Genomic DNA, 25,932 nt, shown 5'->3' on the forward strand with positions numbered 1-25,932 from the left:
GCTATTTACCTCCTTTTTAACTGAAAGGAGGGCTATGTTTCATTACATTATTTGCCTGCGTTCCTGCCGTGGATTCATCTACAGGAGGCGCGGGCATTTTCCCTTGCGAATAATCTTTTTCCTGCTCTTTTAACGCCTTCATCAATAATGCCTTGATCGCCCCGTCATCAACTGTCTGACCGGTATTATCCCGTTCGGGGATAGCAGAATGGCTCACTTCTGTCCCTGGCAATGTATCCCGGGAAAGATTATTCGGCATTTCACCGTCGGGCGCCTGCTGCCAGTCGGCATCGCCGCTATCAATGGGCATCTCCTGCAGCGGCGGCATCTCTTTTGTTACCGGTTCTGGCTTTGGTTCAGGCTGCGGGAACGGTTTACTGACATAGACATAATGCATATCCGATAGCGTCGTTTCTGGCTTAACGGCGCTCGCTTTTATTGGCTCAGGTGCCGGATGGCGCAGATCCCAGTAGAGATGAGCGTAGAGTCCCGCAGCGATCGTCATCACTATTCCCACCACCCAGAGCAGGGTGGCGCAGACCGCTTTTTTCAGCGAGGGGCGCCGGTAAGAAAACCAGACCGGTGCGTTCAGGGTATAGCTGCGCTGGGCAGCCAGAGTAATCGTCGACATTATGAATGTTTCTCCTGCGCGGTGGGGGTCGCAGATATATTTGCGGACTGAATAAGTACGCTTGGCGTAGTCCTGGTTTCACGCATTAACTGCATCAATGTATCTTCACCCGGAATCCCGTCCACGTGCAGATGCATTTTCTGCTGAAACTCGCGGGTACGTTGCATCAGTTCGGCCGTCCACGCCTTTGTATGGGTTTCAGGTAGATTCAGCGCCAGGCTAAGCTGCTGATCCATCCAGCCCAGATCTTTGGCGCTGCTTTCGGCGCTCACGGCATCTTTCCCCTGCGGCGTAAGGCGGTGCAATTGGGTGTAATTGCCGGTTGCATGCTGGTTAAACCAGCTGCGGCTCACCTGCCAGGTGCGATTATTCATCAGCAGATCCAGCGAGTTATCATCTACTCTGGCCACCACGGCATAGTTCAGGTGATCGCCAGTTTTGATCTCGCCGATCCACGGGTAACCCTCTTTTGCCAGCTCTTCGACCGGAGCGCTGCCCTCCTTACACATCAGGTTGACCTGCCCGGCGTTCTGGCAGAGCGCCTCTTCCATCGTGGCGTCATAACCCCACATGGTATAGAGCTGATGCATCGCATCGGGCTTATTCACCACTTCATTATCGATAACCGGCACCGCTGGGGCGTCGGTTTTTGGTGCCTGCGGTTTCCAGCTGGCCATCACGGGCAGCTGTACCGGCAGTCTGGCGGTAATGGTGGGCATCAATGTCCAGCCGCAGGCGGCAAACAGTACGGAGGCAAAAAGGCCCATAACGGCAAGGCGTTTGCCCTTAGGTTTCGCCGGCAGAACTTCTCCTGCGGCGAGGCGCAGATGGCGCGGCGATACCTGCGCCGAACGCTCGGTCCAGGCGGCTAGCATCGCAAGGTGCGCCAGCTCGTTGAGTTTGCCTGTCTGTCCTTTGGTCAGAACATGCATCCTGCGCATGCGGGCCCGGGTGAACGGCGTCGCGTCGCTGCCATGCGCTTCACACTGGGCCTGAATATAGCTCAGGGACTCGCGGCAGGTGAGGGGCCGGAGCGTGTGATGCGTATGAAGATATTCACGCAACCCGCACTGCTGGAGGGCGGCTTCCTGGTCGGCCGATCCCATCAGCACAACCGACAGAGGCACATCCAGCTCCTGCGCGCGGGTTAACAGCATGGACAGTGCCTCATGGCAATTCGCTTTCATTGACTGAATATGCGAAATGACCAGCACTTTACGCGTGGTTTTGCGGGACAACATCTCGTCCTGCCACTGACGCAGCACGGCATCAATAGCCTGGATCCGGGTTTTGCTCTCTTTAGTGGTGGCGTTGAGTTTATAGAGCAGGCCGCTGGCGCTGAGTTTTGGGAAGGCGTTAATGGCAAGCAGCGTGCCGTCATGCTTTTTCAGCGCATCGCAAAACTGCGACACGAGATAGCTGTCGTCGCTAAAGAGCGCAGTGACGCCTGTTGTCTGGCACTTCTCTTTCAGCAAACCGAACACATCCTGATGATACGGAACAAAAAAATCACCTGACATCCGGGTGATAGCCCGGAAAGGCTGGGTAGTGAAATTAAAATGGCGCATATACATAGCGTATTACCGTCTCTTTGATTCATAGCAAGGAGCCGGAAAAGTAAAGGATATAGGCGAAAGGAGCAATTTGAATACAGGATAAAAATATTCTGTCTGGACCTCTATCATAGGTTTATTTAACGATCAATCTTTTTCTAAATTATTGTTAGCGGCAGTGTGAATGGGCGGGGGCGAGGAAACACATTAGTATTTACGCCACTTACTCATACAGCCCTGTGCTGTGAATTACTGACTGGCAGAAAGGCTCGTTAAAAAATGCGGATGTCATTTGTTACTCAATTGATTATGCCCTGCGTCATGTTTGTGCTGCTTATATTCTGCGGCCAGCAAGGGTATATGGTTTATAAAGATTATAAAAAAGTGACGAACAGGTTGTCTGATTCAAAAAAGACTATGCAAAAAAAAAGTCACGATGAAACCCAGTTTGTGCTTTTTACGCCGGCGGTGATGCCAGCGAAACAGCCAGCGGCGGTGAAAAAGCCGCTCAGTGCGGAAATCGAAGGTATTCTCAGCAGCGATGAAGCCTGGCTGTCCTTTGCGGTGATAAAAACTCCCGCAGGACAAAAGAGCTATCGCGAGGGCGAAATGCTCGCCGGTTTTGACAATGCCTATATTGCCGAAATTCATCCTGATAATGTGGTGGTGAATTATGAAGGCGCGCCGCAGGTTATTTCACTTAAAAAACCGGACTATTTCAAAGGCGGCGTTGACAGCGCCCCGGTAACCAAATCGAAGAAAGATGCAGGGTTAGATAATCTGCATCTGGATGATTATCTGGTGTTAAAACCAATAATCGAAAAAGGCCAGCTGGAAGGCTACAACATTAATCCACGCAATGCGTCGCCTTTCTACAGCCATGCTGGCCTGGAAAAAGGTGATGTGGTGGTAAAAGTTGACGATGTGGATATGACTAAAGAGGCGCAGGCAAAAGAGATTGTTGCCCGCTGGTCAAAAATGAAAGAAGCGGATGTCGTTATCCGGCGTCACGCTCACCTTGAAAATATTCGGGTCAATGTTCTTAACAATTAATAAGTGTACAGACATGAAGAAATTTCCATGGGCGTGCGTAGCGCTGACCGCATTGTCGTTATATTCAGGTTCGCTGTTCGCGGCGAACTTTAGCGCCAGTTTTAAAAATACCGATGTCCGCGAATTTATCGATACCGTCGGGCGTAACCTCAATAAAACCATTCTGGTCGATCCTTCAGTTCAGGGAACGGTGTCGGTTCGCACCAACAACGTACTGACGGAAGATGAATATTACCAGTTCTTCCTGAGCGTGCTGGATCTCTATGGTCTGTCGGTGATTCCGATGGATAACGGGATGGTGAAAGTCGTGCGCTCTTCGGTGGCCCGCATGTCGGGCGCACCGATTGCCGACAGCAAAAACCCTGGCAAAGGCGACGAAGTCATCACCCGCGTGGTGCGGATGGAGAACGTTCCGGTACGTGAGCTGGCCCCCCTGTTGCGTCAGCTGAACGACGCCTCCGGCATCGGCAACGTGGTCCATTTTGAACCGTCAAACGTGCTGCTGTTAACCGGCAAAGCCTCGGTGGTTAACCGCCTGGTGGATCTGGTGCAGCGTGTGGACCAAAGCGGCGTCCAGCGCCGTGAAATCGTGCCACTGCGTTTTGCCTCGGCCAAAGAGCTTTCTGACATGTTGAACAACCTCAACAATGAAGAGCAGAAAGGGCAAAACGCCCCGCAGCTGGCGACCAAAGTGGTCGCCGACGATGAAACCAACAGCCTGGTGATCAGCGGCAGCCCGGACGCGCGTCAGCGCACCCGGACGCTGATCTCCCAGCTCGATCGCGAGCAGAACAACGAGGGCAACACCCGCGTCTTCTACCTGAAATACGCCAACGCCAGCAAAGTGGTGCCGGTGCTGACGGGGATCGGCGAGCAATTGAAGGATAAAGCGGGCGGTGGCAAGAGCAAAGCCGCGCCGATGGCAGGCGATCTGAATATTTCCGCCGACGAGTCTACCAATTCGCTGGTGATCACCGCCCAGCCAAACGTCATGAATTCACTGGAAAAAGTGATCGACAAGCTGGATATCCGCCGTCCGCAGGTGCTGGTGGAGGCGATCATCGCCGAAGTTCAGGACGGTAACGGTCTGGATCTGGGCGTGCAGTGGACCAGTAAACACGGTGGGGTTCAGTTTGGTTCGACCGGCCTGCCGATCAGCCAGATCAAGAAGTCAAAAGTCATTGGCAGCTATACGGGCCTGGCGACCGGTTTCTTTAACGGCGACTTTGGCGCGCTGATGACGGCGCTGTCCACTAACGGCAAAAACGACATTCTGTCGACGCCGAGCGTGGTGACGCTGGATAACAAAGAGGCGTCGTTCAACGTCGGTCAGGACGTTCCGGTCCTCTCCGGTTCGCAGACCACCAGCGGCGATAACGTCTTTAACTCGGTGGAACGTAAAACCGTCGGTACGAAGCTGAAAATCGTACCGCAGATCAACGATGGCGACATGATCCATCTGAAGATCGAGCAGGAGGTTTCCAGCGTGGATAACACCTCGACGGCCGATGCCAGCCTGGGCCCAACGTTCAACACCCGCACCATCAACAACGAAGTGATGGTCCACAGCGGGCAGACGGTGGTGCTGGGTGGGTTGATGGAAAACGTCACCAAACAGTCGGTCTCGAAAGTGCCGTTGTTGGGCGATATTCCGGTTGTGGGTCAGCTGTTCCGCTATACCTCCCAGGACAGCGCCAAACGTAACCTGATGGTGTTTATCCACACCACCGTACTGCGCGACGACGACAACTACGGCGCGGCGTCGAAAGAAAAATATGAGCAGATCCAGGCGCGTCAGCAGCAGCGTATGGAAGAGCACAAGCTGGGCATCGTAGAGAATGCTGATTCACCGATGCTGCCAGTCTATCCGTCCCAGAGCCATGCCGCGCCGGTGAGCGCCAGTGCGCCGGTGTCGTCCCGCAACCCGTTTAAAGAGTAAGGCGCAAGCGACATGACCGAGATGAGTAATGCGCTCTGTACCAGCACCTGGGCGAAAGAGAACGGGGTCCTGTTCTATAACGATGAGGTTTATATCCGCGAGGATGCGCAGGCGTATGCCCTGCTGGAGATGCGCCGCGTGCTGGGGCGCTCCTATGCCCCGACGATCCTGACGGCGGAAGCGTTTGACGAACTGCTGACCAACATCTGGCAGCAGAACAGCGGCGTCTCGCAGCAGCTGGTGGACGACATGGACGCCGATATTGACCTGATGGCGTTAACCGAGGAGATCCCTGACAACGAAGATCTGCTCGATAACGACGAGAACTCGCCGGTGATCCGCCTGATCAACGCCATTATGGGCGAAGCGGTGAAAGAGGGGGCCTCCGATATTCATATCGAGACCTTCGAGCGCACCCTGAGCATTCGTTTTCGCGTTGACGGCGTGCTGCGTCCGGTGCTGCAGCCGGCGCGCAAGCTCGCGCCGCTGCTGGTGTCGCGTATCAAAGTGATGTCCAAACTGGACATCGCCGAAAAACGTCTTCCCCAGGACGGTCGTATCTCGCTGCGCATAGGTCGTAAGGCCATTGACGTGCGCGTCTCCACTATCCCGTCTCAGTACGGCGAACGCGTGGTGATGCGTCTACTGGACAAAAGCAACCTTAAGCCGGACATCAACAAGCTCGGTCTGATTGATGAAGAGCTGGTGAAGTTAAAGGGACTGATTGAACGTCCGCACGGTATCATCCTGGTGACCGGCCCGACCGGTTCGGGGAAAAGCACCACCCTGTACGCGCTGCTGTCGGCGCTTAACGGCCATGAACGCAACATTCTGACCGTGGAAGACCCGATCGAGTATGAACTGGAAGGGGTAGGGCAGACCCAGGTCAACCCGCGCGTGGACATGACCTTTGCGCGCGGACTGCGCGCCATTCTGCGCCAGGACCCGGACGTGGTGATGATCGGGGAAATTCGTGACGGGGAAACCGCGCAAATCGCGGTACAGGCCTCGCTCACCGGTCACCTGGTGATGTCCACGCTGCACACCAACAGCGCCGCGGGCGCTATTACCCGTCTGCGTGATATGGGGCTGGAGTCATTTTTAATCGGTTCGTCGCTGCTTGGCGTCATTGCCCAGCGTCTGGTGCGTCGGCTGTGTCCGCACTGTCGCACGACCAGTCCGCTGGATGACAATGAGAAAGCGCTGTTCACCTTTATGGAAACGCCGCCGAAAGCGATTTATCGCGCCGTGGGCTGTGAACAGTGTCGCCAGAGCGGCTACCAGGGACGCGCCGGCATCCATGAATTTCTGGTGGTCGATAGCGCCATGCGCCGTGCGATCCATGAAGACAAAGATGAGATGTCCATCGAAACGCAGCTTTTCAAAGAGGCCTACAGCCTGCGTGAAAACGGTCTGCTGAAGGTGATCTCCGGCGTGACCTCGCTGGAAGAGGTGATGCGCGTCACCGCCGAGCGCGGGGGGGATGCGTAATGGCCTGGTATGCGTGGTCCGCGACGGACGCCGCGGGGAAAACCCAGCGCGGTACCCTTCAGGCCGAAGGGCCAAAGCAGGTGCGCCAGATGCTGCGCGAACAGAAGCTGATGCCCGTGAACGTTGCGCCGACCAGCGATCCGGCGGCGGGAAAAAGCGCCCGTAAAGGGGCAAAACTGTCGATTCCGGTGCTGTCGATGTTTACCCGACAGCTCGCGACTCTGGTCAATGCCGCACTGCCGCTGGAGAGTGCGCTGAAGGCGATTGCGAAGCAGACGGAAGATAAAACCCTGGTGGCGATGGTGACCGAGATCCGCGACAAAATTGTGGAAGGTCACACGCTGTTCGACGCTTTCAGCCAGTTTCCGCGCAGCTTCGACAAGCTCTACTGCACCCTGGTCATGGCCGGTGAAAAGACCGGTCATCTCGGTGGCGTGCTGGAAAAGCTCGCCGAGTACAACGAGCAGCGCCAGAAGATGAAAAGCAAGCTCACCCAGGCGATGGTCTACCCCATCACCCTGACGGTGGTGGCGATCGCGGTGATCTCCATTCTGCTGGTCGCCGTGGTGCCGCAGGTCATCGACCAGTTCACCCACATGAAACAAGAGCTGCCGGTAACCACCCGCACGCTGATTGCGGTGAGCGACTTTCTACAGGCCTGGGGCATCGTTATCGCCGGCGGCCTGTTCGGAGCGTCGGCGAGCTTTAAATTTTGGATAAAAGTAGAAAAGAACCGGTTTGTTTATCATCGGTGGCTGTTGCTAAAGTCACCGCTGAAAAAACTGGTCTGCGCCATCAACAGCGCGCGCTACATCCGTACGCTGAGTATTTTGCAGGCCAGCAGCGTTCCGCTGCTGGAAGGGATGTACATCGAGATGGACGGGATTGAAAACCTCTATGCCCGGCAGGTGCTTGAGCAGGCGGCGGACACCGTGCGCCAGGGGGCATCCCTCTACAACGCGCTGGAACAGGCGAGAATTTTTCCACCCACCATGCTCTACATGGTGGCCTCCGGGGAGGAGAGCGGCGAGCTGGGCTCGCTGATGGATCGTGCGGCGGAAAACCAGGAATCTGCATTACAGCATCGAATTACGTTAACGCTGTCGGTATTTGAACCGGCACTGGTAGTAACTATGGCGACCGTTGTTTTATTTATCGTTCTTTCAATATTACAACCGCTTCTTCAACTTAATAATATGGTGGGTTAATCATGTCTTTGAAAAAAAATAGCCTGAAGCGTCAGGCGGGGTTCACGCTGCTCGAATTAATGGTAGTTATCGTTATTCTCGGTGTGCTGGCCAGTATGGTTGTGCCTAATTTAATGGGCAATAAAGAAAAAGCCGATATTCAGAAAGCGACCAGCGATATTGTGGCGCTGGAAGGTTCGCTGGATATGTACAAACTCGACAACCATCGCTATCCGACCACCGAGCAGGGGTTGCAGGCGCTGGTGACCAAACCTGAAATTGCGCCTATTCCGAAAGGCTACCGTGACGATGGCTATATTCGTCGCCTGCCGCAGGACCCATGGGGCAATGACTATATTCTGGTCAGCCCGGGTGAACATGGCGCTGTTGATATTTTCTCAGCCGGTCCGGATGCAGAAGCTAATACTGCCGACGATATCAGCAACTGGTCTTTTGATAAAAAAGCTAAGTAATGAATAAGCAACGTGGATTTACCCTGCTGGAAATTATCGTGGCGCTGGTGATATTCGCCCTGAGCGCCATGATGGTGGTCACTACCATTCCATCACGCAGCGGCGCAGATACATTTGGTCAGCAGCTAAAATCCCTCGTTGAATATGGTTCTGACCGTGCGGTAATGGACGGAAATATTGTCGGGCTGGTGATGACCTCGTCAGAATTTGAACTGGTGACGCAGGTTGTAAATAACGGCGAGCGCCACTGGGCACCGTTAAAGTCGGGGCGGATCGCCACCCGCGGCGAGTTTCCTGAGGAGATGCATGTCTCCCTCTCATCGCGAACGCTGGCGGCCACGCTGGACGATGAACCGCAAATCATCTTTTTGCCGGACGGCGAGCTTAGCCGCTTCACGCTCAGCCTCGAAAGCCTGGATAAAAAGCAGCGCTTTCACGTGACGTCACAGGGCTCAGTTCCCGTGGTGGTGGAAAACGATGACTAAACGCAAAACCAAAGAGCAGGGGATGACCCTGCTGGAAGTGATGGTGGCGCTGGTGATTTTCTCCACCGCGGCGCTGGCGCTGATGAACTCCGTCACCCTGAACGTGCGCTTTACCCACAGCCTGTCGGAAACGCTGCAGGCCGGATGGGTGGCGGAAAATTAACTGGCGCAAGCGCAGCTGGCTCAGACCGACTTCCCGGACGCCGAGCAGGTGGGTACCGAAACCATGGGCGGACAAACCTGGACCTGGCATATCCAGCGGGTGAAAACCGCCGAAAATACCTTTGCCGATGAGGTACGGGTTTACAGCGAAGCAAGCGATGCGCAACCGGTGGTGGCGCTTCAGCTCGCCGAACCGGAGGTGGATCGTGAGTAAGGTGCAGCGTCAGCAGGGCTTTACCCTGCTGGAAATTATGATTGCGCTGGCCATCTTCGCGGTGATCAGCATTCTCGCCTGGCAAACGCTCGACGGCGCGATGCGCACCTCGACGGCCAGCGACGAGGCGGCGACAAAAGTGACGGCGCTTCAGCGCACGTACAACCTCCTCTCGCGTGACTTTTATCAGCAACAGGCGCGCGCGCCGCGCAACAGCGGCGAGGTGTTCGTCCAGCAGCAGAATGGTGTGGAAATGACAACCCTGAACGGCATCAGCGGCCAGGTGCAGCTGGAGCGGGTTAGCTGGACGTTAAAGGACAAGCGCCTGTGGCGCAACGTCTGGGCTGCTATCGACGGTCCCGCCAGCGCGCAGCCGGAAGAAGTGCCGATTCTGAGCGATGTGAAAGAGATGAAATGGCGCTTCTGGCACGAAGGTTGGCAGGAAAAATGGACCGACATCGCCCATCAGCCTGATGGCGTTGAGCTGAATCTGACCATGGAAAACGGCGAAACCTGGCGCTGGGTTTTTCTCACTCCCGGCGATATGCCTGAGATCCAGACCGCGCCAAAAGAGACGAATGCGGACCCGGCGCAGCCGGCAGCGGAGCATGCGGCCCAGCCCGTAACAACCCCGCAGCCCGATACGGCAGCCGATCCAGGAGTGAGTTCATGAGCGGCAAAACAGCGCGAAAAGAGCGTGGCGTGGCGCTGCTGGTGGTGCTGATCCTGCTGGTGATGATGTCCGCCCTGGCGGCGAAAATCAGTCAGCAGTTCTGCCGCCACCTGCAAAAAACGCATTATCAGGTCAGCCAGCAGACGCTGCGCTGGGCCATTGCCCGTCAACAGAAGGTACTGGAAAACGTGTTGCAGAAAGCGGCCAGTTCAGAAGGGGCGGGGCTGTCGCCGCAAGGTGACTGGGCACAGCCGCTGAAAACCCACGGGGATAATTACACCGTGGTGAGTCAGGTGGAGGATGCCCGGACCTGCTTTAACGTCAATAGTCTGCTGGGCGGGGACGCGGCGCCAGCGGCCCCGGCCGACCCAACTGCGCTGCCGGAAAAACCGGTCAAAGAGCAGATTATCGAACAGCTGCTGGCTGAAAGTGGCGTCGGTACGCTGGCGGCAGAAGAGATTTACCAGCAGCTGGTGGATTATCTTGACGCCGACGACGTGACGGCGAAACAGGGCCAGGAGGTCGACGCCTGGGCGAGCGTGACGCCCGCCCGCGGTCCGGCGAATCAAATGATGCGCACCATCAACGAAATCAGACTGCTGCCCGCCTTTCCGCAGGCAGCGTGGCCGAAGGTCGGCAAGCTGCTGTGCGCCTTGCCGGATACGGATGGCACCATAAATGTCAATACCTTAACACGCGAACAGGCGCCGCTGCTGGCGGCGGTTTTTACCGGCGTGCTAAACACGGACGACGCTGCCCGCCTGATCGATTCACGCCCGGAGGAGGGGTGGGCGTCGCTGGAGGCATTCAGCAAAGTGCTGGAGAGCAACTATCCGCAGACCAAAGATATCCTGGCGCAGATTCAGGACAGGGTTGCGGTCATCAGTCGCTATTTTCGGGTGGAAACCACCGGCAATACCGATGATTTAACGCTGCGCGTCGTCAGCCAGCTTCACGTTGACAGTGAGGCTGGCAAGGTCGTGACCTGGCAACGCCGCTACCGAATGGTTGAATAAGATAAGTAGATGATAATGAAAAAGGTGCTTTTTATTCGTCCCGACACCCGTGAGGACGGCAAAATCTGGTGGTGTGAATCCGGTAACGATCGGGTGGAATATCTGACGGGCTGGAGCGCACTGAGCGAACTTTCCTGCCACCCGCTTTCTCAGCAGGTGTGCCTGCTGCTGCCGGCGAGCGAGACGATCTTTCGTCATTTTACCCTGCCGAAAAAAGGACTTTCCGCCCAGACGGCGCAGTTCTCGTGGATGGCGGAAGAGACGCTGCTCGGCGAGGTAGATACGCTGCACTGGACGGTGCTGAACAAAAAGGGGCCGGAGGTGGATGCCGTGGCCATCGAGGCTGAACGTCTGCGCCACTGGCTGGAGCTGTTCGCTCAGGCGGGGCTCACGGTGGCCCAGGCGCTGCCGGATGCCTGGCTGCTGCCGGTGAGCGAAGGGGGCACGACGCTGGTGAGCCTGGAGGAGAGCTACTGGCTGCGTTTTTCCCCCGGCAGCGCTGGCGAAGCCGATACGGTCCTGCTGCCGCTGCTGTTGAGTAAATGCCGGGCGGGTGAGGTGTGCTGCTACGGCGATGCGCCGCAGGAGGTACAGGTGGATGAACGGCTGGCGTGGCAGCATCCGCTGGTGCTGATCCAGCCCCAGTGGCAGGGCTGTCGTATCAACATGCTGCACGGGGAGTTTTCCGGGCGCAGCGCCAGCGGTCCGCGTTTTCGCCACGCGAAAAAGGCCCTCGCGGCGGCGGCGCTGCTTTGCGTCGGACTGCTGATCGGCCCCCGCGTTGGTATGGCGTGGATGCTCACTCATCAGCAAAACGAGATCCACCGGGAGATGACCACCGTAGCGCAGCACTATTTCCCGACCCTGCGCCAGACCAGCAACCTGAAATACTACGTCGGGCAAAATATCAGCAAGGCGAAGAAAGGGATCTTCCTGCAGCTCGAAGCGCTGAATCAAATCAGGCAGTCATTGCCGTCGCTGGAGATCAATAACGTGGAATATGACGAAACGCAAAATCAGCTGACGCTGAATGTGAAATCCATGGATAAACAGACCCTGCAGGATTTTGTCGCCCGCAGCGCCGAAACCTTTGAATTTACGATGCAGCCGATTTCCGGCGAGGCGCCTTATACCGCCATTATTACCGGGAGCTATAAATGAAAACGCAAATAGCCCAGTTAAAAAACCGCTGGCAACATTACAGTCCACGCGAGCGTAATTTATTTAAACTCTGCGGCGGGGCACTCTGCTGCGCGATGGTTTATTACGGCGCGATGATGCCGCTCGATACTCTCATCAAAAATAACGAGGCCGTGTTATTTAAGCAGAAGCAGACGCTGAACTGGATGCGCCAGGAAATTGATAAAAACCATCTCCAGTCCAGAATCGTCAATACCCCGAACCCGCGCAGCGTGGTGGAAGAAAGTGCCAAAGTCGTGCACGTCGCGTTGACAAGCGTGCGTCAGGAAGAGCAGTCGCTGACCTTTGATGTCGAGCGCGTCAGCGTTTCTGCCCTGCAAAACTGGCTGCGTGAGATGAACGTCTCTTCCGGTATCCATCTGGAGAAACTCGCGTTGACGCCGGTGGATCGTCAGAGTGACGTGAAAGCGCACATTACGCTGAGCTGGGCGAAAAGCGCATGAGCCCACTAATGCTGTTGCAGCAGGCGAATCTGCCGGGTCTGTGCGTCATGAGCGGAGCGCTGGGCGCGATCCTCGGCAGTTTCCTCGGCGTAGTGGCGGAGCGTATTCCGCCGCTGGTAATGGAAGAAGAGGGGGCAGGCAATCTGCTGTTTCCCGCCTCTCACTGCCCGGAATGCAACCACGCCCTGAGCGCGTGGGAAAATATTCCCATCATTAGCTGGTGTGCGCTGCGCGGCCGCTGCCGCCACTGCCATAGCGCGATTCCGCTGCGACTGCTGCTGGTGGAAGTCTGTAGCGCTCTCTTCTTTGCCGCCAGCGCCGCGCTGGCGCCGTCGTTTTTGGCGCTGATCGCGCTGTGGGTGATGTGGAGTCTGCTGCTGCCGCTGGTGGTGATCGACGCGCGCCATATGCTGCTGCCGGACTGCCTGACCCAGCCGCTGCTGTGGACGGGGCTGATGTTCCATGCCCTGTTCCGTACGCTACCGCTGACCGATGCTATCTATGGCGCGGTGGCGGGATATCTCTCGCTCTGGCTGGTTTACTGGGCATTCCGCCTGCTGACCGGCCGGGAAGGATTAGGCTATGGTGATTTTAAGCTGCTGGCGGCGCTGGGCGCCTGGTGTGGCTGGCAAGCGTTGCCCTCTATTGTGCTGATCGCGGCGCTGGGGGGCATTATCATGCATTGCCTGTTAAAGCCCTTTGAGAATAAAAATAACCTTATTTCCTTTGGTCCATATATTGCATTTTCCGGGCTGGTTGTATTTATCGCGCAAATCCCACATCTCATTTTTTAAATAATGTAGTCAAGTTTTTTTTGAAATTTTTTCATCGGGGGAATGAAAGGCGAAAATAAATTCCCCGCTGTATTCTTCTCTACGCAATAAAACATTTGTCGAAGTTTATGAGTGGAGGAAGGTACAGCGCAATAATAAGCAGGTCTTTCGCGAACCAGAAACGTTCACGATTAATTTATCAGTAAATAACGTTTGTCCATGTTTAATGGAAAAGCATGGGTATTTAATTTCACAAATCGTATTATCAGGATCAAATAATGAAATTTCTGAAGCCTAAATATCTGGCACTCTTCGTTGCAGCGGCTGCAAGCCCGGTGTTCGCAGCCGTGCCAGGTAAAGCAACTATCGCCAGTGGTAATGATAAATTTGCCATTGTCGAAGTTGATCAGTCTGCTACTGCTTACAACAACCTCGTCAAAGTCCATGATGGCGCCGATGTTAAAGTGCAGTGGGATGTCTGGAGCGGCGCGGCGCCGACTTCAGCGAAAGTGTTGCTCGACGGCAAAACCGTCTGGACCGGTGCAGGCAGCATGTCCGGCACGGCAACATTTAAAGTGACCAAAGGCGGTCGCTATCAGGAAACGGTTGAACTCTGCAACGCCAGTGGGTGCAGCACCAGCGCCAGCAAACTGATTATCGTCGCGGATACCGACGGTAGCCATCTGCTGCCGCTTAACACCACCATGCAGGAAAATAATAAAACCCTCTCTAAGCATACCGATAAAGTGGTCGGTGCCTATTTCCCTGAGTGGGGCGTTTATGACCGTAAATTCCCGGTGGATAAAATCCCGGCAGCTAACCTTAACCACATTCTGTATGGCTTCATTCCAATCTGCGGCGGCGATGGCATCAACGACAGCCTGAAAACCATCGAAGGGGGTAACAGCTTCGAAGCGCTGAAGCGCGCCTGTGCGGGCCGTCAGGACTTCCAGGTGGCGATTCACGACCCGTGGGCCGCACTGCAGCAATCCCGGACTGGCCTCGACAGCTGGGACGAGCCCTACAAAGGCAACTTCGGCCAGCTAATGGCAATGAAGAAAGCCAATCCAGGGCTGAAAGTACTGCCGTCTATCGGTGGCTGGACCCTCTCCGATCCGTTCTTCAAAATGCATGACAAAGCGATCCGCGATCGCTTCGTGGCTTCCGTGAAAGATTTCCTGAAAACCTGGAAATTCTTCGACGGCGTGGACATCGACTGGGAATTCCCGGGCGGCGGCGGTCAGAACGAAACGCTGGGCAACCCACAGCAGGATAAAGAGACGTATACCGCACTGATGCGCGAACTGCGCGCCATGATGAATGAACTGTCAGCCGAAACCGGCCGTACCTTTGAACTGACCTCAGCAATCGGTTCAGGCGGCGACAAAATTGAAGACGTTGATTACACCACTGCCCAGCAGTACATGGATCACATCTTCCTGATGAGCTACGACTTCTACGGCGGCTGGAGCAATACCGATCTGGGTCACCAGGCGGCACTGCGTGCGCCGGCGAACAAACCGGATACCAATTACACCACCGAAAACGGCGTCAATGCGCTGCTGGCGCAGGGTGTACAGCCCGGCAAAATTGTCGTGGGGACGGCCATGTATGGTCGCGGCTGGACCGGCGTTCACGGTTACAGCAATAACAACCCGTTCACCGGCACGGCAACGGGCATGGTGAAAGGGACCTGGGAACCGGGCGTGGTTGACTATCGTCAGATCGTTAACGAGTACAAAGGCAAAGCGGGCTGGGAATACAACTATGATGCCACCGCTGAAGCGCCGTATCTGTTTAACAAAACCACCGGCGATCTGATCACCTATGAAGATGCGCGTTCCGCAACGGCGAAAGGTCAGTATGTGCTGGCGAAAAACCTGGGCGGTCTGTTTGCCTGGTCTATCGACTCCGATACCGGAGACATTCTGAACGCGATGAATGAAAGCCTGACAGGCGGCGCTGCGCCGGTTGATCCGGTGGTGACCAACCATGCGCCGGTAGCGACTTCCGCTGACCAGAGCGTAACCGGTCCGGCGACGGTGACCCTGGATGGCTCGGCTTCTACCGATCCGGATGGCGATGCCATTACCTACAAGTGGACGCAGATCTCTGGCCCGTCGGTGACCCTCACCAACAGCACCAAAGCGAAAGCGACCTTCAACGTTGCCGCTGTCACCAGTAACCAGACTCTGGCGTTCCGCCTGACGGTCACTGATGCGAAAGGGTTGAGCAGCACCGCTGACGTCCAGGTCGTGAACAAAGCGCCGAAAGCAAACCAGGCGCCGGTCGTGAACCAGATGGAAGCCGTGACGCTGGAAGCGGGCCAGAGCTACTCTCTGCACGCTCAGGCTAACGATCCTGATGGCGACGCGCTGACCTACTCCTGGAGCGTTCCTGCGAATATGCAGGCGACAGGCGCAGACACCGCGAACCTGAACATCACCGCACCGGACGTGGACGCGGAATCAACGTACACGCTGACCGTGGTGGTAAGCGATGGCAAGTCCAGCGTACAGACTAACGTGCAGGTGACGGTAACGCCTAAAGCGGCGGAAACGCCGTCTGACGAAGGCAATACCCCTTCCGATGAAGGCAACACGCCGTCTGACGAAGGTAACACCCCATCCGATGAAGGCAACACGCCGTCTGACGAAGGTAACACCCCATCCGATGAAGGCACTACGCCGTCTGACGAAGGTTCTGCCACCAATAGCTGCGATAAGCCTGTTGACGCCAACGCCAGCAAATACGCTGCCTGGAGTGCAAGCAAGGTTTACAACGCGGGCAATACCGTCAGCTTCGACAACCTGGTCTGGAAAGCAAAATACTGGACTCAGGGCAACCAGCCGGGCTTCGGTGTGGATGCATGGGAGCTGGTAAGTCAGGTGAAATTCAACTGGCGCTCCGACGTGGTCTATAACGGCGGCGACACCACTACCTACAACGGTTACTCCTACACCGCGAAATGGTGGACGAAGGGTGATAAACCCGGTAGCAGCGATGTATGGGTGAAAAAAGGCCCTGCGGCTGACTGCCAGTAAGTCATAGCCATAACGATGCGGGTAAGTAACTTGCCCGCCATCACGGTCCACGTCCCGAGACGGGCGTGGGCCGTAAATCAGGAAACAGCGCGATAAGCGCGTAAGGAGACAATGAAAAAGAGCCGGACTGAAAATGAAAACGTTATTTTTATTGTTGCTGATAATAAGCCATAGCGTCTTTGCCAACTGCTGGGATAAAGCCGCCAGTTATTACCATGTGGATCCTTATCTGTTGTATGCCATTGCTAATGTTGAATCGGGAATGAATCCCAATGCGATTGGACAGAATAATGATGGAACGCGTGATGTCGGCCTGATGCAGATTAATAGTTCACATTTTTCCGAGCTGGAGCGAAAAGGCATTAATGAGTACCGGTTAATTACCGAGCCCTGCACCTCGATTATGGTTGGCGCATCGATATTATCCGGAATGATTAAAGTTTATGGCTATAACTGGGAGGCGGTCGGCGCCTATAACGCGGGTCTGAAAAAAGAGAATTACCCGCAGCGCATGGTCTATGCCCGTAAGGTCTGGAATAAATATCAGAAATTAAAACGTAGCACCCGTAACCGTTATTATTATTGATTTTTGTTTTTTGAAGAGTACCGACTGGTGTTCTTCATAAAACGAAAACTGCTCCCGGGTTTATTTATTAAATGATTAATAAATAAACCGCGAAACAAATTAACTTTTATATACCCTTAATATAATTAAGAGGACCATTGACATGAACAAAAGAACATTACTCAGTGTTCTTATCGCGGGCGCATGTGTTGCACCGTTTATGGCTCAGGCAACCCAGCTGCAGGCCAGCAGCGAACCTTACACCGTTAAGGCCAGCGATCTGCAGAAGAAGGAGCAGGAGTTGACCAACTTCCCGCTGATGGCTTCAGTGAAGTCAACCATCCGCACGCTGGACAACAGCCTGGTGGAACAAATTGAGCCGGGTAAATCGACAAACCCGGAAAACGTCAAGCGCGTGGAAGGGATTATCAAGGCCAGCGACTGGGAATATCTCTTCCCACTGCGTGCGCCGGAATATACCTACAGCAACTTCCTGAAAGCGGTCGGTAAATTCCCGGCACTGTGCCAGACCTATACCGATGGTCGTAACAGCGATGCCATCTGCCGTAAGTCTCTGGCAACCATGTTCGCGCACTTCGCGCAGGAAACCGGCGGCCACGAGTCCTGGCGTCCGGAAGCCGAGTGGCGTCAGGCGCTGGTTTACGTGCGTGAGATGGGCTGGAGCGAAGGTCAGAAGGGCGGCTATAACGGCGAATGTAACCCGGATGTCTGGCAGGGTCAGACCTGGCCGTGCGGTAAAGACAAAGATGGCGATTTCGTTAGCTACTTTGGTCGCGGTGCGAAACAGCTCTCCTATAACTACAACTACGGCCCGTTCTCTGAAGCGATGTACGGCGACGTCCGCGTACTGCTGGACAAACCTGAGCTGGTGGCGGACACCTGGCTGAACCTTGCTTCCGCGATCTTCTTCTTCGCCTACCCGCAGCCGCCAAAACCGAGCATGCTGCAGGTTATCGACGGCACCTGGCAGCCGAACGATCACGATAAGGCGAATGGTCTGGTTCCGGGCTTCGGCGTGACCACGCAGATCATCAACGGCGGCGTGGAGTGCGGTGGCCCGACTGAGATCGCCCAGTCTCAAAACCGTATCAAATACTACAAAGAGTTCGCCAACTACCTGAAGGTGCCTGTTCCGTCTAACGAAGTGCTGGGCTGCGCCAACATGAAGCAGTTCGACGAAGGCGGTGCCGGCGCGCTGAAGATCTACTGGGAACAGGACTGGGGATGGAGCGCGGATACCCCGTCAGGCCAGACCTACTCTTGCCAGCTGGTGGGTTACCAGACGCCATTCAGCGCCTTTAAAGAGGGTGACTACACCAAATGCGTGAAGCATTACTTCAACGTCAACGTGGTGGGTGAAGACGGCACTTCCGACGGCGGTAGCGTCACGCCAGCTCCGACGCCGACCCCTGTCGACCCAACGGACGAAGGCAACACCACGCCGGTGCCGGACGATAACACCCCGGCTCCGGAAGATAATACGCCAGCGCCGGTAAACCATGCGCCGGTAGCAAAAATCGCCGGTCCGGTGGGGGCGGTTGAAGCGGGTAAATCTGTTTCTCTGAACGCGTCTGGCTCGACCGACGAAGACGGTAACCACCTGACTTATACCTGGACGGCTCCGAACGGGCAGACCGTAAGCGGCGATGATAAAGCGATTATTACGTTCAATGCACCGGAAGTGGCGGCGGCGACGCAGTACCCGATCAACCTTACCGTCAGTGACGGCGAGCTGAGCAGCACTACCACCTATACGCTGAACGTACAGGCTAAGCAGACCAACGGCGGCCAGACCGGGACTTACCCGACCTGGACCTCCAAAACCAAATGGAAAGCAGGCGATATCGTTAACAACCGCGGCCAGCTGTTCCAGTGCAAACCTTATCCGTACAGCGGCTGGTGCAATAACGCGCCATCCTACTACGAGCCAGGTAAAGGGATTGCATGGCAGGACGCGTGGACTGCGCTGTAATCAGCACAACAGCAAAATGACAAACGGCAACCTTCGGGTTGCCGTTTTTTTTCTCATCGTAAAAATGCAGGACCCGATCTACCGATGAAGCTTCCCGTGATCCCGCAGCCACGCCGCCGTGCGCGTAATCCCTTCATCCAGCGTCACGATCGGTTTGTACCCAAGCTCGTTCTCCGCCCGCGAAATATCCAGCGTGAAATCAAAGTTCAGCTTCGATACGCCGTAATGCGTCAGCGCAGGCTCTTTGGCCGATTTACTGCCAAGACGCTCCATGCTGCGGGCAATCATATCCAGCATTGGGTAAGGGACTGAACGGATGCGGCAGTCGATCTGCAGCTCGTCAATTAAACGCTGCACAATGCTGCGCAGCGTGCAGGGTTCGCCGTTCGTGATGTTGTAGGCGCGACCGGAGATCAGCTTATCGCAGTCCGGCTGGCTTGCCAGCCACATGGCGTGAACGGCGTTTTCGTAATAGGTCATATCCACCAGCGCATCGCCGCCGCGCGGCAGCAGCACGCTGCCGTAGTGGTGCATCATCTGCGCCAGGCGCGGAATAAACACTTTGTCGTGAGGCCCGAACAGGCTCTGCGGACGTAAGACCGTAAAACGGGTGTGCGGGTTCGACTGTGCCAGCAGGTCAATCACCTCTTCGCTGGCCGCCTTGCTGCGGGCAAACTCACAGGCAAAGCGAGCCGGACGGAAATCTTCCTGCACGTCACGATGGTGGTGATAGTCGAAATAGAGCGACGGTGACGAGATATGAATAAAGTTGCGCACGCCCCAGGCAACGGCCCATTCGCCCAGACGGCGGGTTGCCCGCACGTTGGCGAGATCGAAGGCTTCCTGGGTACCCCACGGGGAGGTGAAGCTGGAGCAGTGCCACAGCGTGTCGATACCGGCGAGCATCACTTTCGCCTGAGAGGAGACCAGCTCCGTCAGGTCAGCATGGACGAACTCCGCGCCCATTTTTTGCAGCAGTTTTCCCATCGCTTCGTTGCGACCGGTAGCCCTGACGCTGATGCCCTTGTTGCGCAGAAATTCGACCGCATTTCGGCCTAAGCCGCTGGTCGCCCCGGTAACCAGTACCTTCATATCAATCCACTGTGTTGAAAAGAATTTCGTGCGCATTCTTTCGTGAATTACGGCGCTATGCAATGGGAAAGGTGAAAGAAAGAGAGTTTTATTTAGATCTTTTCCGTCTTTTGTTCTGCCCGTTGCGCAATCCGCTTTGCCATCCCGCGGAAGATAAACAGGTGGGCGGGGATCATCAACAGCCAGTAGAACAGACCCGGCATTCCGTGCGGATGCCACCAGGCGCGGACGTCCAGTTCACGACAATCGCCTTTGTCTTTCAGGGTAAAGCAGAGCCGGCCCAGCCCCGGGGCTTTCATACCGAACAGCAGCGCCAGCTGTTTTTCCGGCTCGACGATGATGACCTTCCAGCTGTCGACCGCGTCGCCCACCTCAAGATACGGGCGTGCCGGACGGCCTTTTGCCAGCCTGTGCCCCACCAGCAGATCCATTGCTCCGCGCGTTTGCCAGAGGATATTACCGAAGAAATAACCGTCTTTGCCGCCAATCTGGTTCACCACTTCCCACAGCGCGGCCAGGCTGGCGTGGGTTTTCACCGTGCAGCCCGCCTGTTTCGGGTAATAGCCGTACTCCGGCCGCCAGCGGGCAAACGCCTGGGCGTCGTAACCCCAGTCGCTGGAGTTCACCAGCTGCTCTTCTTCTTTCAGCGTATTGCGCACGGCATCGTCAAAACGGATCAGGTCCTGGGGAATGAGTGCCCGCAGTTCGCGATCGTCCGCCAGTAAATCATGTTTGAGCCCCTGGATCAGCGCTTTGGCGGTCGTCGGCGGCACGGAGGTGATCACATTCAAAAACCACACCGAAATCCAGCGGGTCGGGAAGGGAATGGGGATCAGCCAGCGGCGGCGGCCGCTGACGCGCATGAAATGTTCGAACTGCTCCTGATAGCTCAGCACTTCAGGGCCTGCCGCCTCCAGCACGCGGTGTTGCTCCGCCGGGCGATCCAGCATGGCCACCAGATAATGCAGTAAATTCTCCAGCGCAATCGGCGTGGTGCGCGAGCGCACCCAGCGCGGCGGCGTGAGTACGGGCAGGTTGTAAACCATATCGCGCATCACTTCGAAGGCGGCGGAGCCTGCGCCGACGATGATCCCGGCGCGCAGTTCGGTGACGGGGATATTCGCCCCGCGCAGGGTGTCAGCCGTCAGCTGGCGGGCGCGCAGGTGATCGGACTGCTCGTGTTCGGGCGCCTGGAGCGAGCTTAAAAAAATGACCTGCTTCACCGGGGTTTGCAGCAGGGCGTCGCGAACGTTCATCGCCACCTGCCGCTCGTGGGCGATGAAATCCCCGCCTTCGCCCATGCTGTGCACCAGGTAGTAAAGCGTATCGACCCCTTCCAGCAGGGCGGGAAGTTCCTTCGGCCAGTTGAGGTCAACGCTGTGGCAGGTGACGCCAGGCAAACTGAGTTTTTGCAGGCGTTCGGTATTGCGTGCCGCTGCCAGCACCTGGTGTCCCTGCTGGCTTAACGCCGCGGTGAGATGCTGACCGATGTACCCGCTGGCGCCGAGCACCAGAATTCGTTGCGGCACGTGATGCTCCTTATCGCTGTAAAAACGCCTGCCAGTGTTTCACCACGTCCGCCAGCTGTTCGCGGCTCACGTCGAGATGCATGACCAGGCGCACGACGGGTGAGGCGTTGATCAGCACGCCACGTGATTTCATAAACTCACCCAGCGCGGCGGCGCGGTCATCGCCCACGCGTACGAACAGCATGTTGGTGTCGTGGCGCATCACGTCGGCGCCAATCTCGCGCAGCTGCGCCGCCATCCACGCGGCGTTGTCGTGATCGTCCTTCAGGCGCGCCACGTTATTTTTCAGGGCATACAGCCCGGCAGCCGCCAGAATACCTGCCTGACGCATGCCGCCGCCGGTCATTTTACGCCAGCGGTTGGCGCGCTTGATGTAGTCCGCGTCGCCCACCAGCAGAGAACCCACCGGCGTGCCCAGCCCTTTAGAGAGGCAGATGGTGAACGAGTCGCAGTATTGCGCAATCTCTTTCAGCTCGCAGCCATACTCCACGACGGCGTTAAAGATGCGCGCGCCGTCAACGTGCAGGCCGAGCCGGCGCTCGCGGGTGAATTCCCACGCTGCTTTCAGGTATTCGCGCGGCAGCACTTTGCCGTTGTGGGTGTTTTCGAGGCTGAGCAGCCTGGTGCGGGCGAAGTGAATATCGTCAGCTTTGATTTTCGCCGCGACTTTATCGAGCGGCAGGGAGCCGTCCGGCGCGGCGTCAATCGGCTGCGGCTGAATGCTGCCGAGCACCGCCGCGCCGCCGGCTTCGTAGAGATAGTTATGCGCGCCCTGGCCGACGATATACTCTTCCCCGCGCTCGCAGTGGCTGAGCAGCGCCACCAGGTTAGCCTGCGTGCCGGTCGGCAGGAACAGCGCGGCCTCCTTGCCGCTCAGCTCTGCCGCGTAACGCTGCAGTTCGTTAACCGTTGGGTCATCGCCGTAGACGTCATCCCCGACCGGGGCGGCCATCATCTCTTCGAGCATGGCGCGGCTCGGGCGGGTTACGGTATCACTGCGTAAATCAATCATTTCACATCCCTTTATTTTAAGAGGTCATGCGAAATGTTTTACCTGAGCCAGTTGGTTTTTGCCAGTTCGATCACCTCGTCGCCGCGTCCGCTGATGATGGCGCGCAGCATATACAGGCTAAAGCCTTTGGCCTGTTCAAGCTTGATCTGCGGCGGGATCGCCAGCTCTTCTTTGGCGACGACGACATCCACCAGCACCGGACCGTCGATGGAAAATGCGCGCTGCAGGGCTTCGTCCACCTCTGAGGCTTTCTCCACGCGAATACCGGTGATGCCGCAGGCCTCGGCGATGCGTGCGAAGTTGGTGTCGTGCAGCTCGGTGCCGTCCGTGAGATAGCCTCCGGCCTTCATCTCCATCGCCACGAAGCCCAGCACGCTGTTGTTAAAGACCACGATTTTCAACGGGAGCTTCATCTGCACCACCGACAGGAAATCCCCCATCAGCATGCTGAACCCGCCGTCGCCGCACATCGCCACCACCTGACGCTCCGGCGCCGTCGCTTTTGCGCCCAGCGCCTGCGGCATGGCGTTGGCCATAGAGCCGTGGTTGAACGAGCCGAGCAGTCGACGCTTGCCGTTCATCTTCAGATAGCGTGCCGCCCAGACGGTTGGCGTGCCCACGTCGCAGGTGAAGATGGCGTCGTCGTCCGCGAAATGGCTGATCTGCTGCGCCAGATACTGCGGGTGAATCGCTTTGTCGCTCGGTTTGGCGAGGTCGTCCAGCCCCTTGCGGGCGTCGCGATAGTCGCTCAGGGCCTTATCAAGGAACTTGCGGTCCGTTTTTTCTTCAAGCAGCGGCAGCAGGGCGGCAAGCGTGGATTTGATGTCGCCCACCAGCGCCATATCAACCTTGCTGTGCGCGCCGATGCTGGCCGGGTTGATATCAATCTGAATGATTTTCGCATCCGTCGGGTAGAACGCGCGATACGGGAATTGGGTGCCGAGCAGGATCAGCGTGTCGGCGTTCATCATGGTGTGGAAGCCGCTGGAGAAACCGATCAGACCGGTCATCCCCACATCAAAGGGGTTGTCGTACTCGACGTGCTCTTTGCCGCGCAGGGCGTGGACAATAGGGGCCTTAAGCTTACCGGCGAATTCAAGCAGCTCCTTGTGCGCGCCCGCGCAGCCGCTGCCGCACATCAGGGCGATATTGCTTGAGTACCGCAGCAGCTGTGCCAGCTTTTTCAGCTCCTCTTCCGCAGGCGTCACCACCGGCTGCGGGGCGTGATACCAGTGGGTGCTGGCCCCTTCAGGCGCGGCCTTGAGGGCCACATCGCCCGGGATAACGACCACAGAAACGCCGCGGTTCAGCACGGCTTTGCGCATGGCGATCGCCAGCACCTGCGGGATCTGCTCCGGGGATGAAACCAGCTCGCAATAGTGGCTGCATTCACGGAACAGCTCCTGCGGATGCGTCTCCTGAAAATAGCCGCTGCCGATTTCGGAAGAGGGGATATGGGCGGCAATTGCCAGCACCGGCACGTGGTTACGGTGACAGTCAAAGAGGCCGTTGATCAGATGCAGGTTGCCGGGACCGCACGATCCGGCGCAGACGGCCAGTTCCCCCGTGATCTGCGCTTCAGCGCCTGCGGCGAAGGCGGCAACCTCTTCATGGCGGGTGGGCATCCATTCGATGGTCTTCATCTTGTTGAGGCTGTCGCTAAGTCCGTTCAGGGAATCGCCGGTTACGCCCCAGATACGTTTCACGCCAGCCTGTTCGAGCGTTTTCGCTATATATGCAGCCACGGTTTGTTTCATGGTTGTCCGTCTCCTTTTTGTGATATCGCTTACAAGCTTAGAAGAAAGTCTCCGTATTGCCCGTCGCATGCCCCCAATTAAAAGGTGCTTTTCATGCGCAATTATTCGGCATAATCTGGTGCTACCTCAGTAAAAACAGAAATTATTTCAAATGGTTAAATCATTGTTAATCGCTGTTAATGAAAAGCTATCGTGCGACGATCTTGGCAAACTCTTGTTACGACTTGCCGTCGGCGGGCTGATGCTTTTTCACGGTTTGCACAAGCTTTTTGGCGGCGTGGGCTTTATTAGCGGCATGCTGGTGGAAAAAGGATTGCCGGGATTTATCGCCTACGGGGTGTTAGTTGGCGAAGTGGTGGCGCCGATCCTGATTATTGTCGGGCTCTTTACGCGTCCGGCCGCGCTGGTGCTGGCCTTTACGATGATTGTGGCGTGGCTGATGGTGGGAATGGGTGAAACGCTTGCCCTCGATAAGGTAGGCGCATGGGCGATTGAAAGCCTGGTGTACTTCTTTATCGGCTCGCTGGCGGTCGCGTTTTTAGGGGCGGGGCGGTTTGCGCTGGGTAAAGCGCCCGCGTGGCGGTGAGGTTGTTGTAGGTCGGGTAAACGCAGTGTCACCCGACAAAAAGCCCGGTGGCGCTGACGCTTACCGGGCCTACGATCGAACGCTTACCGTTTATGCGAGGACCAGATCGCCCTGTGGATGGCATGAGCATGCCAGCACGTAACCCTCGGCAATTTCCGCGTCGGACAGCGTCATGGTGCTGGTGACGGTGTACTCCCCGGAAACCACCTTCGTCTTACAGCAGCCGCACACGCCCGCACGACAGGCAGCCACTACCGGCACCTTGTTGCTTTCCAGCGCCTCCAGCAGCGTGGTCCCCACGCGGCCAAAGAAGGTCTGCGCAGGCTGCAGTTTGTTGAAGGTAATGCCGCTGGTTGCCGCTTCCGCCACCGGCGTGAAGAACTGCTCTTTGAAGAAGCGGGTCACGCCAAGCGCTTTCACTTCTTTCTCCACGATATCCATGTACGGCGCCGGGCCGCAGGTCATCACGGTGCGGTTCGCGATATCCGGCACGCTTTGCAGCAGCTCGCGGCTCAGGCGACCGGGCACAAAGCCGTGGGTCGCGTTGTGCTCCGCCACCAGCGTCACCGGATAATCACGCCATTCCCCGGCAAAAATCACATCTTCCGGGGAACGGACGCTGAAGATCGCCTGCACGTTGGCCTGCGGGCGATTTTTTGCCAGCCAGCGGCGCATCGACATAATTGGCGTTACGCCACAGCCCGCCGCCAGCAGCAGGAATTTATCGTCCGTCTTATCGTCACAGGTGAATTCCCCCTGCGCGTCGGACAGCCAGATATAATCCCCGCGCTTGACGTCCCGCGTCAGCCACTGAGAGCCCGCGCCGTCGTCAATGCGGCGGACGGTGAGCGTAATGTACTCGCTCACGCTCGGCGTGGAGGAGATCGTGTAGGCGCGCAGCGTATCCGCCGAATTGCGAACGCTGACCAGCGCGTACTGGCCTGCACGGTACGGATAGTAGTCATGGCACAGCAGCGACAGCGTCCACACATCCGGCGTCTCCTGATGGATGTGATGAACCTGCATCCGCCACGGACATTGTGAGGTTGGCATGGTCATGA

Annotated in this window: 22 protein-coding genes and 1 pseudogene; 16 read left to right on the forward strand and 7 right to left on the reverse strand. The window is 56.8% G+C overall.

Annotated elements, in window-relative coordinates; translation table 11 throughout:
• Positions 1-16: 16 nt before the first annotated feature.
• Entirely contained in the window at positions 17-631 is a 615-nt protein-coding gene (locus LBF07_RS18390; RefSeq protein WP_094934324.1) for a hypothetical protein, read from the reverse strand.
• Positions 631-2,205, reverse strand: coding sequence for an ExeA family protein (locus tag LBF07_RS18395; RefSeq protein WP_094934323.1), 1,575 nt, complete (start codon positions 2,203-2,205; stop codon positions 631-633). The genes LBF07_RS18390 and LBF07_RS18395 overlap by 1 nt, the downstream gene beginning before the upstream one ends.
• Before the next feature lie 300 nt (positions 2,206-2,505).
• Here LBF07_RS18395 and gspC point away from each other — a divergent pair, with 300 nt between their 5' ends.
• The 15 genes and pseudogenes from gspC to LBF07_RS18470 all read left to right on the forward strand — a co-directional run bounded on the left by gspC (position 2,506) and on the right by LBF07_RS18470 (position 18,895).
• Positions 2,506-3,237 carry a type II secretion system protein GspC gene (gene gspC / locus LBF07_RS18400; RefSeq protein ID WP_094934322.1) on the forward strand — a complete coding sequence of 244 codons (732 nt, stop codon included), beginning with the start codon at positions 2,506-2,508 and terminating at the stop codon, positions 3,235-3,237.
• A 13-nt stretch (positions 3,238-3,250) separates the two neighbouring features.
• On the forward strand, positions 3,251-5,176 hold the full coding sequence (gspD, locus tag LBF07_RS18405; protein ID WP_094934321.1) for a type II secretion system secretin GspD: 1,926 nt from the start codon (positions 3,251-3,253) through the stop codon (positions 5,174-5,176).
• Positions 5,177-5,188: 12 nt separating this feature from the next.
• Complete coding sequence (gspE, locus tag LBF07_RS18410; protein ID WP_023310951.1) at positions 5,189-6,667, forward strand: type II secretion system ATPase GspE; 1,479 nt, start codon at positions 5,189-5,191, stop codon at positions 6,665-6,667.
• Positions 6,667-7,875 (forward strand): type II secretion system inner membrane protein GspF, encoded by a 1,209-nt coding sequence (gspF, locus tag LBF07_RS18415; protein WP_094934320.1) that lies wholly within the window; start codon positions 6,667-6,669, stop codon positions 7,873-7,875. The genes gspE and gspF overlap by 1 nt, the downstream gene beginning before the upstream one ends.
• 2 nt (positions 7,876-7,877) lie before the next feature.
• Positions 7,878-8,327 (forward strand): type II secretion system major pseudopilin GspG, encoded by a 450-nt coding sequence (gspG, locus tag LBF07_RS18420; protein ID WP_072196680.1) that lies wholly within the window; start codon positions 7,878-7,880, stop codon positions 8,325-8,327.
• Complete coding sequence (gene gspH, locus LBF07_RS18425) at positions 8,327-8,812, forward strand: type II secretion system minor pseudopilin GspH (RefSeq protein WP_023310954.1); 486 nt, start codon at positions 8,327-8,329, stop codon at positions 8,810-8,812. The genes gspG and gspH overlap by 1 nt, the downstream gene beginning before the upstream one ends.
• A pseudogene (gspI, locus tag LBF07_RS18430) lies at positions 8,805-9,188 on the forward strand (type II secretion system minor pseudopilin GspI). The gene gspH and the pseudogene gspI overlap by 8 nt, the downstream one beginning before the upstream one ends.
• Positions 9,181-9,861: a type II secretion system minor pseudopilin GspJ gene (gspJ, locus tag LBF07_RS18435; RefSeq protein ID WP_039261518.1), complete on the forward strand. Its 681-nt coding sequence runs from the start codon at positions 9,181-9,183 to the stop codon at positions 9,859-9,861. Before gspI ends, gspJ begins: the two are co-directional and overlap by 8 nt.
• Entirely contained in the window at positions 9,858-10,877 is a 1,020-nt protein-coding gene (gene gspK / locus LBF07_RS18440) for a type II secretion system minor pseudopilin GspK (RefSeq protein WP_039261521.1), read from the forward strand. The genes gspJ and gspK overlap by 4 nt, the downstream gene beginning before the upstream one ends.
• 15 nt (positions 10,878-10,892) lie before the next feature.
• Entirely contained in the window at positions 10,893-12,038 is a 1,146-nt protein-coding gene (gspL, locus tag LBF07_RS18445; protein ID WP_094934432.1) for a type II secretion system protein GspL, read from the forward strand.
• Positions 12,035-12,520: a type II secretion system protein GspM gene (gspM, locus tag LBF07_RS18450; RefSeq protein WP_094934319.1), complete on the forward strand. Its 486-nt coding sequence runs from the start codon at positions 12,035-12,037 to the stop codon at positions 12,518-12,520. The genes gspL and gspM overlap by 4 nt, the downstream gene beginning before the upstream one ends.
• The gene (locus LBF07_RS18455; RefSeq protein WP_094934318.1) at positions 12,517-13,314 is read left to right on the forward strand and encodes an A24 family peptidase; all 798 of its coding nucleotides are present in this window, start codon (positions 12,517-12,519) and stop codon (positions 13,312-13,314) included. The genes gspM and LBF07_RS18455 overlap by 4 nt, the downstream gene beginning before the upstream one ends.
• Before the next feature lie 257 nt (positions 13,315-13,571).
• Positions 13,572-16,337 (forward strand): glycosyl hydrolase family 18 protein, encoded by a 2,766-nt coding sequence (locus LBF07_RS18460; protein WP_094934317.1) that lies wholly within the window; start codon positions 13,572-13,574, stop codon positions 16,335-16,337.
• A gap of 133 nt (positions 16,338-16,470) precedes the next feature.
• A complete protein-coding gene (gene iagB, locus LBF07_RS18465) occupies positions 16,471-16,923 on the forward strand; it encodes a type III secretion system invasion protein IagB (RefSeq protein WP_029739471.1) in 453 nt (150 codons plus the stop codon).
• A 142-nt stretch (positions 16,924-17,065) separates the two neighbouring features.
• The gene (locus LBF07_RS18470) at positions 17,066-18,895 is read left to right on the forward strand and encodes a chitinase (RefSeq protein WP_029739472.1); all 1,830 of its coding nucleotides are present in this window, start codon (positions 17,066-17,068) and stop codon (positions 18,893-18,895) included.
• A 78-nt stretch (positions 18,896-18,973) separates the two neighbouring features.
• Here LBF07_RS18470 and LBF07_RS18475 read toward each other — a convergent pair whose 3' ends face one another.
• From LBF07_RS18475 to poxB, 4 genes are all read right to left on the reverse strand, one after another.
• Positions 18,974-19,987, reverse strand: coding sequence for an NAD(P)-dependent oxidoreductase (locus LBF07_RS18475; protein ID WP_094934431.1), 1,014 nt, complete (start codon positions 19,985-19,987; stop codon positions 18,974-18,976).
• A gap of 92 nt (positions 19,988-20,079) precedes the next feature.
• Positions 20,080-21,516 (reverse strand): SDR family oxidoreductase, encoded by a 1,437-nt coding sequence (locus LBF07_RS18480; RefSeq protein WP_094934316.1) that lies wholly within the window; start codon positions 21,514-21,516, stop codon positions 20,080-20,082.
• A gap of 10 nt (positions 21,517-21,526) precedes the next feature.
• Complete coding sequence (gene ltaE / locus LBF07_RS18485) at positions 21,527-22,528, reverse strand: low-specificity L-threonine aldolase (protein ID WP_033145067.1); 1,002 nt, start codon at positions 22,526-22,528, stop codon at positions 21,527-21,529.
• Positions 22,529-22,566: 38 nt separating this feature from the next.
• On the reverse strand, positions 22,567-24,285 hold the full coding sequence (poxB, locus tag LBF07_RS18490) for a ubiquinone-dependent pyruvate dehydrogenase (RefSeq protein ID WP_039261536.1): 1,719 nt from the start codon (positions 24,283-24,285) through the stop codon (positions 22,567-22,569).
• A gap of 151 nt (positions 24,286-24,436) precedes the next feature.
• Here poxB and LBF07_RS18495 point away from each other — a divergent pair, with 151 nt between their 5' ends.
• The gene (locus LBF07_RS18495) at positions 24,437-24,871 is read left to right on the forward strand and encodes a DoxX family protein (protein ID WP_033145069.1); all 435 of its coding nucleotides are present in this window, start codon (positions 24,437-24,439) and stop codon (positions 24,869-24,871) included.
• A 90-nt stretch (positions 24,872-24,961) separates the two neighbouring features.
• Here LBF07_RS18495 and hcr read toward each other — a convergent pair whose 3' ends face one another.
• The gene (gene hcr / locus LBF07_RS18500; protein ID WP_094934315.1) at positions 24,962-25,930 is read right to left on the reverse strand and encodes an NADH oxidoreductase; all 969 of its coding nucleotides are present in this window, start codon (positions 25,928-25,930) and stop codon (positions 24,962-24,964) included.
• Positions 25,931-25,932: the final 2 nt, after the last annotated feature.

The organism is Enterobacter cloacae complex sp. ECL352, assembly GCF_020149545.1.
Lineage (GTDB): Bacteria > Pseudomonadota > Gammaproteobacteria > Enterobacterales > Enterobacteriaceae > Enterobacter > Enterobacter asburiae_B.

Bases quoted from the DNA above. Each gene is read 5' to 3' on its own strand.
- LBF07_RS18495 (WP_033145069.1), top strand. From the start codon at position 24,437: ATGGTTAAATCATTGTTAATCGCTGTTAATGAAAAGCTATCGTGCGAC.
- gspC (WP_094934322.1), top strand. From the start codon at position 2,506: ATGTTTGTGCTGCTTATATTCTGCGGCCAGCAAGGGTATATGGTTTAT.
- gspH (WP_023310954.1), top strand. From the start codon at position 8,327: ATGAATAAGCAACGTGGATTTACCCTGCTGGAAATTATCGTGGCGCTG.
- gspE (WP_023310951.1), top strand. From the start codon at position 5,189: ATGACCGAGATGAGTAATGCGCTCTGTACCAGCACCTGGGCGAAAGAG.
- hcr (WP_094934315.1), bottom strand. From the start codon at position 25,930: ATGACCATGCCAACCTCACAATGTCCGTGGCGGATGCAGGTTCATCAC.
- LBF07_RS18395 (WP_094934323.1), bottom strand. From the start codon at position 2,205: ATGTATATGCGCCATTTTAATTTCACTACCCAGCCTTTCCGGGCTATC.
- gspK (WP_039261521.1), top strand. From the start codon at position 9,858: ATGAGCGGCAAAACAGCGCGAAAAGAGCGTGGCGTGGCGCTGCTGGTG.
- gspL (WP_094934432.1), top strand. From the start codon at position 10,893: ATGAAAAAGGTGCTTTTTATTCGTCCCGACACCCGTGAGGACGGCAAA.
- gspD (WP_094934321.1), top strand. From the start codon at position 3,251: ATGAAGAAATTTCCATGGGCGTGCGTAGCGCTGACCGCATTGTCGTTA.
- poxB (WP_039261536.1), bottom strand. From the start codon at position 24,285: ATGAAACAAACCGTGGCTGCATATATAGCGAAAACGCTCGAACAGGCT.
- gspM (WP_094934319.1), top strand. From the start codon at position 12,035: ATGAAAACGCAAATAGCCCAGTTAAAAAACCGCTGGCAACATTACAGT.
- LBF07_RS18475 (WP_094934431.1), bottom strand. From the start codon at position 19,987: ATGAAGGTACTGGTTACCGGGGCGACCAGCGGCTTAGGCCGAAATGCG.
- ltaE (WP_033145067.1), bottom strand. From the start codon at position 22,528: ATGATTGATTTACGCAGTGATACCGTAACCCGCCCGAGCCGCGCCATG.
- iagB (WP_029739471.1), top strand. From the start codon at position 16,471: ATGAAAACGTTATTTTTATTGTTGCTGATAATAAGCCATAGCGTCTTT.
- LBF07_RS18460 (WP_094934317.1), top strand. From the start codon at position 13,572: ATGAAATTTCTGAAGCCTAAATATCTGGCACTCTTCGTTGCAGCGGCT.
- gspF (WP_094934320.1), top strand. From the start codon at position 6,667: ATGGCCTGGTATGCGTGGTCCGCGACGGACGCCGCGGGGAAAACCCAG.
- gspG (WP_072196680.1), top strand. From the start codon at position 7,878: ATGTCTTTGAAAAAAAATAGCCTGAAGCGTCAGGCGGGGTTCACGCTG.
- LBF07_RS18455 (WP_094934318.1), top strand. From the start codon at position 12,517: ATGAGCCCACTAATGCTGTTGCAGCAGGCGAATCTGCCGGGTCTGTGC.
- LBF07_RS18390 (WP_094934324.1), bottom strand. From the start codon at position 631: ATGTCGACGATTACTCTGGCTGCCCAGCGCAGCTATACCCTGAACGCA.
- LBF07_RS18470 (WP_029739472.1), top strand. From the start codon at position 17,066: ATGAACAAAAGAACATTACTCAGTGTTCTTATCGCGGGCGCATGTGTT.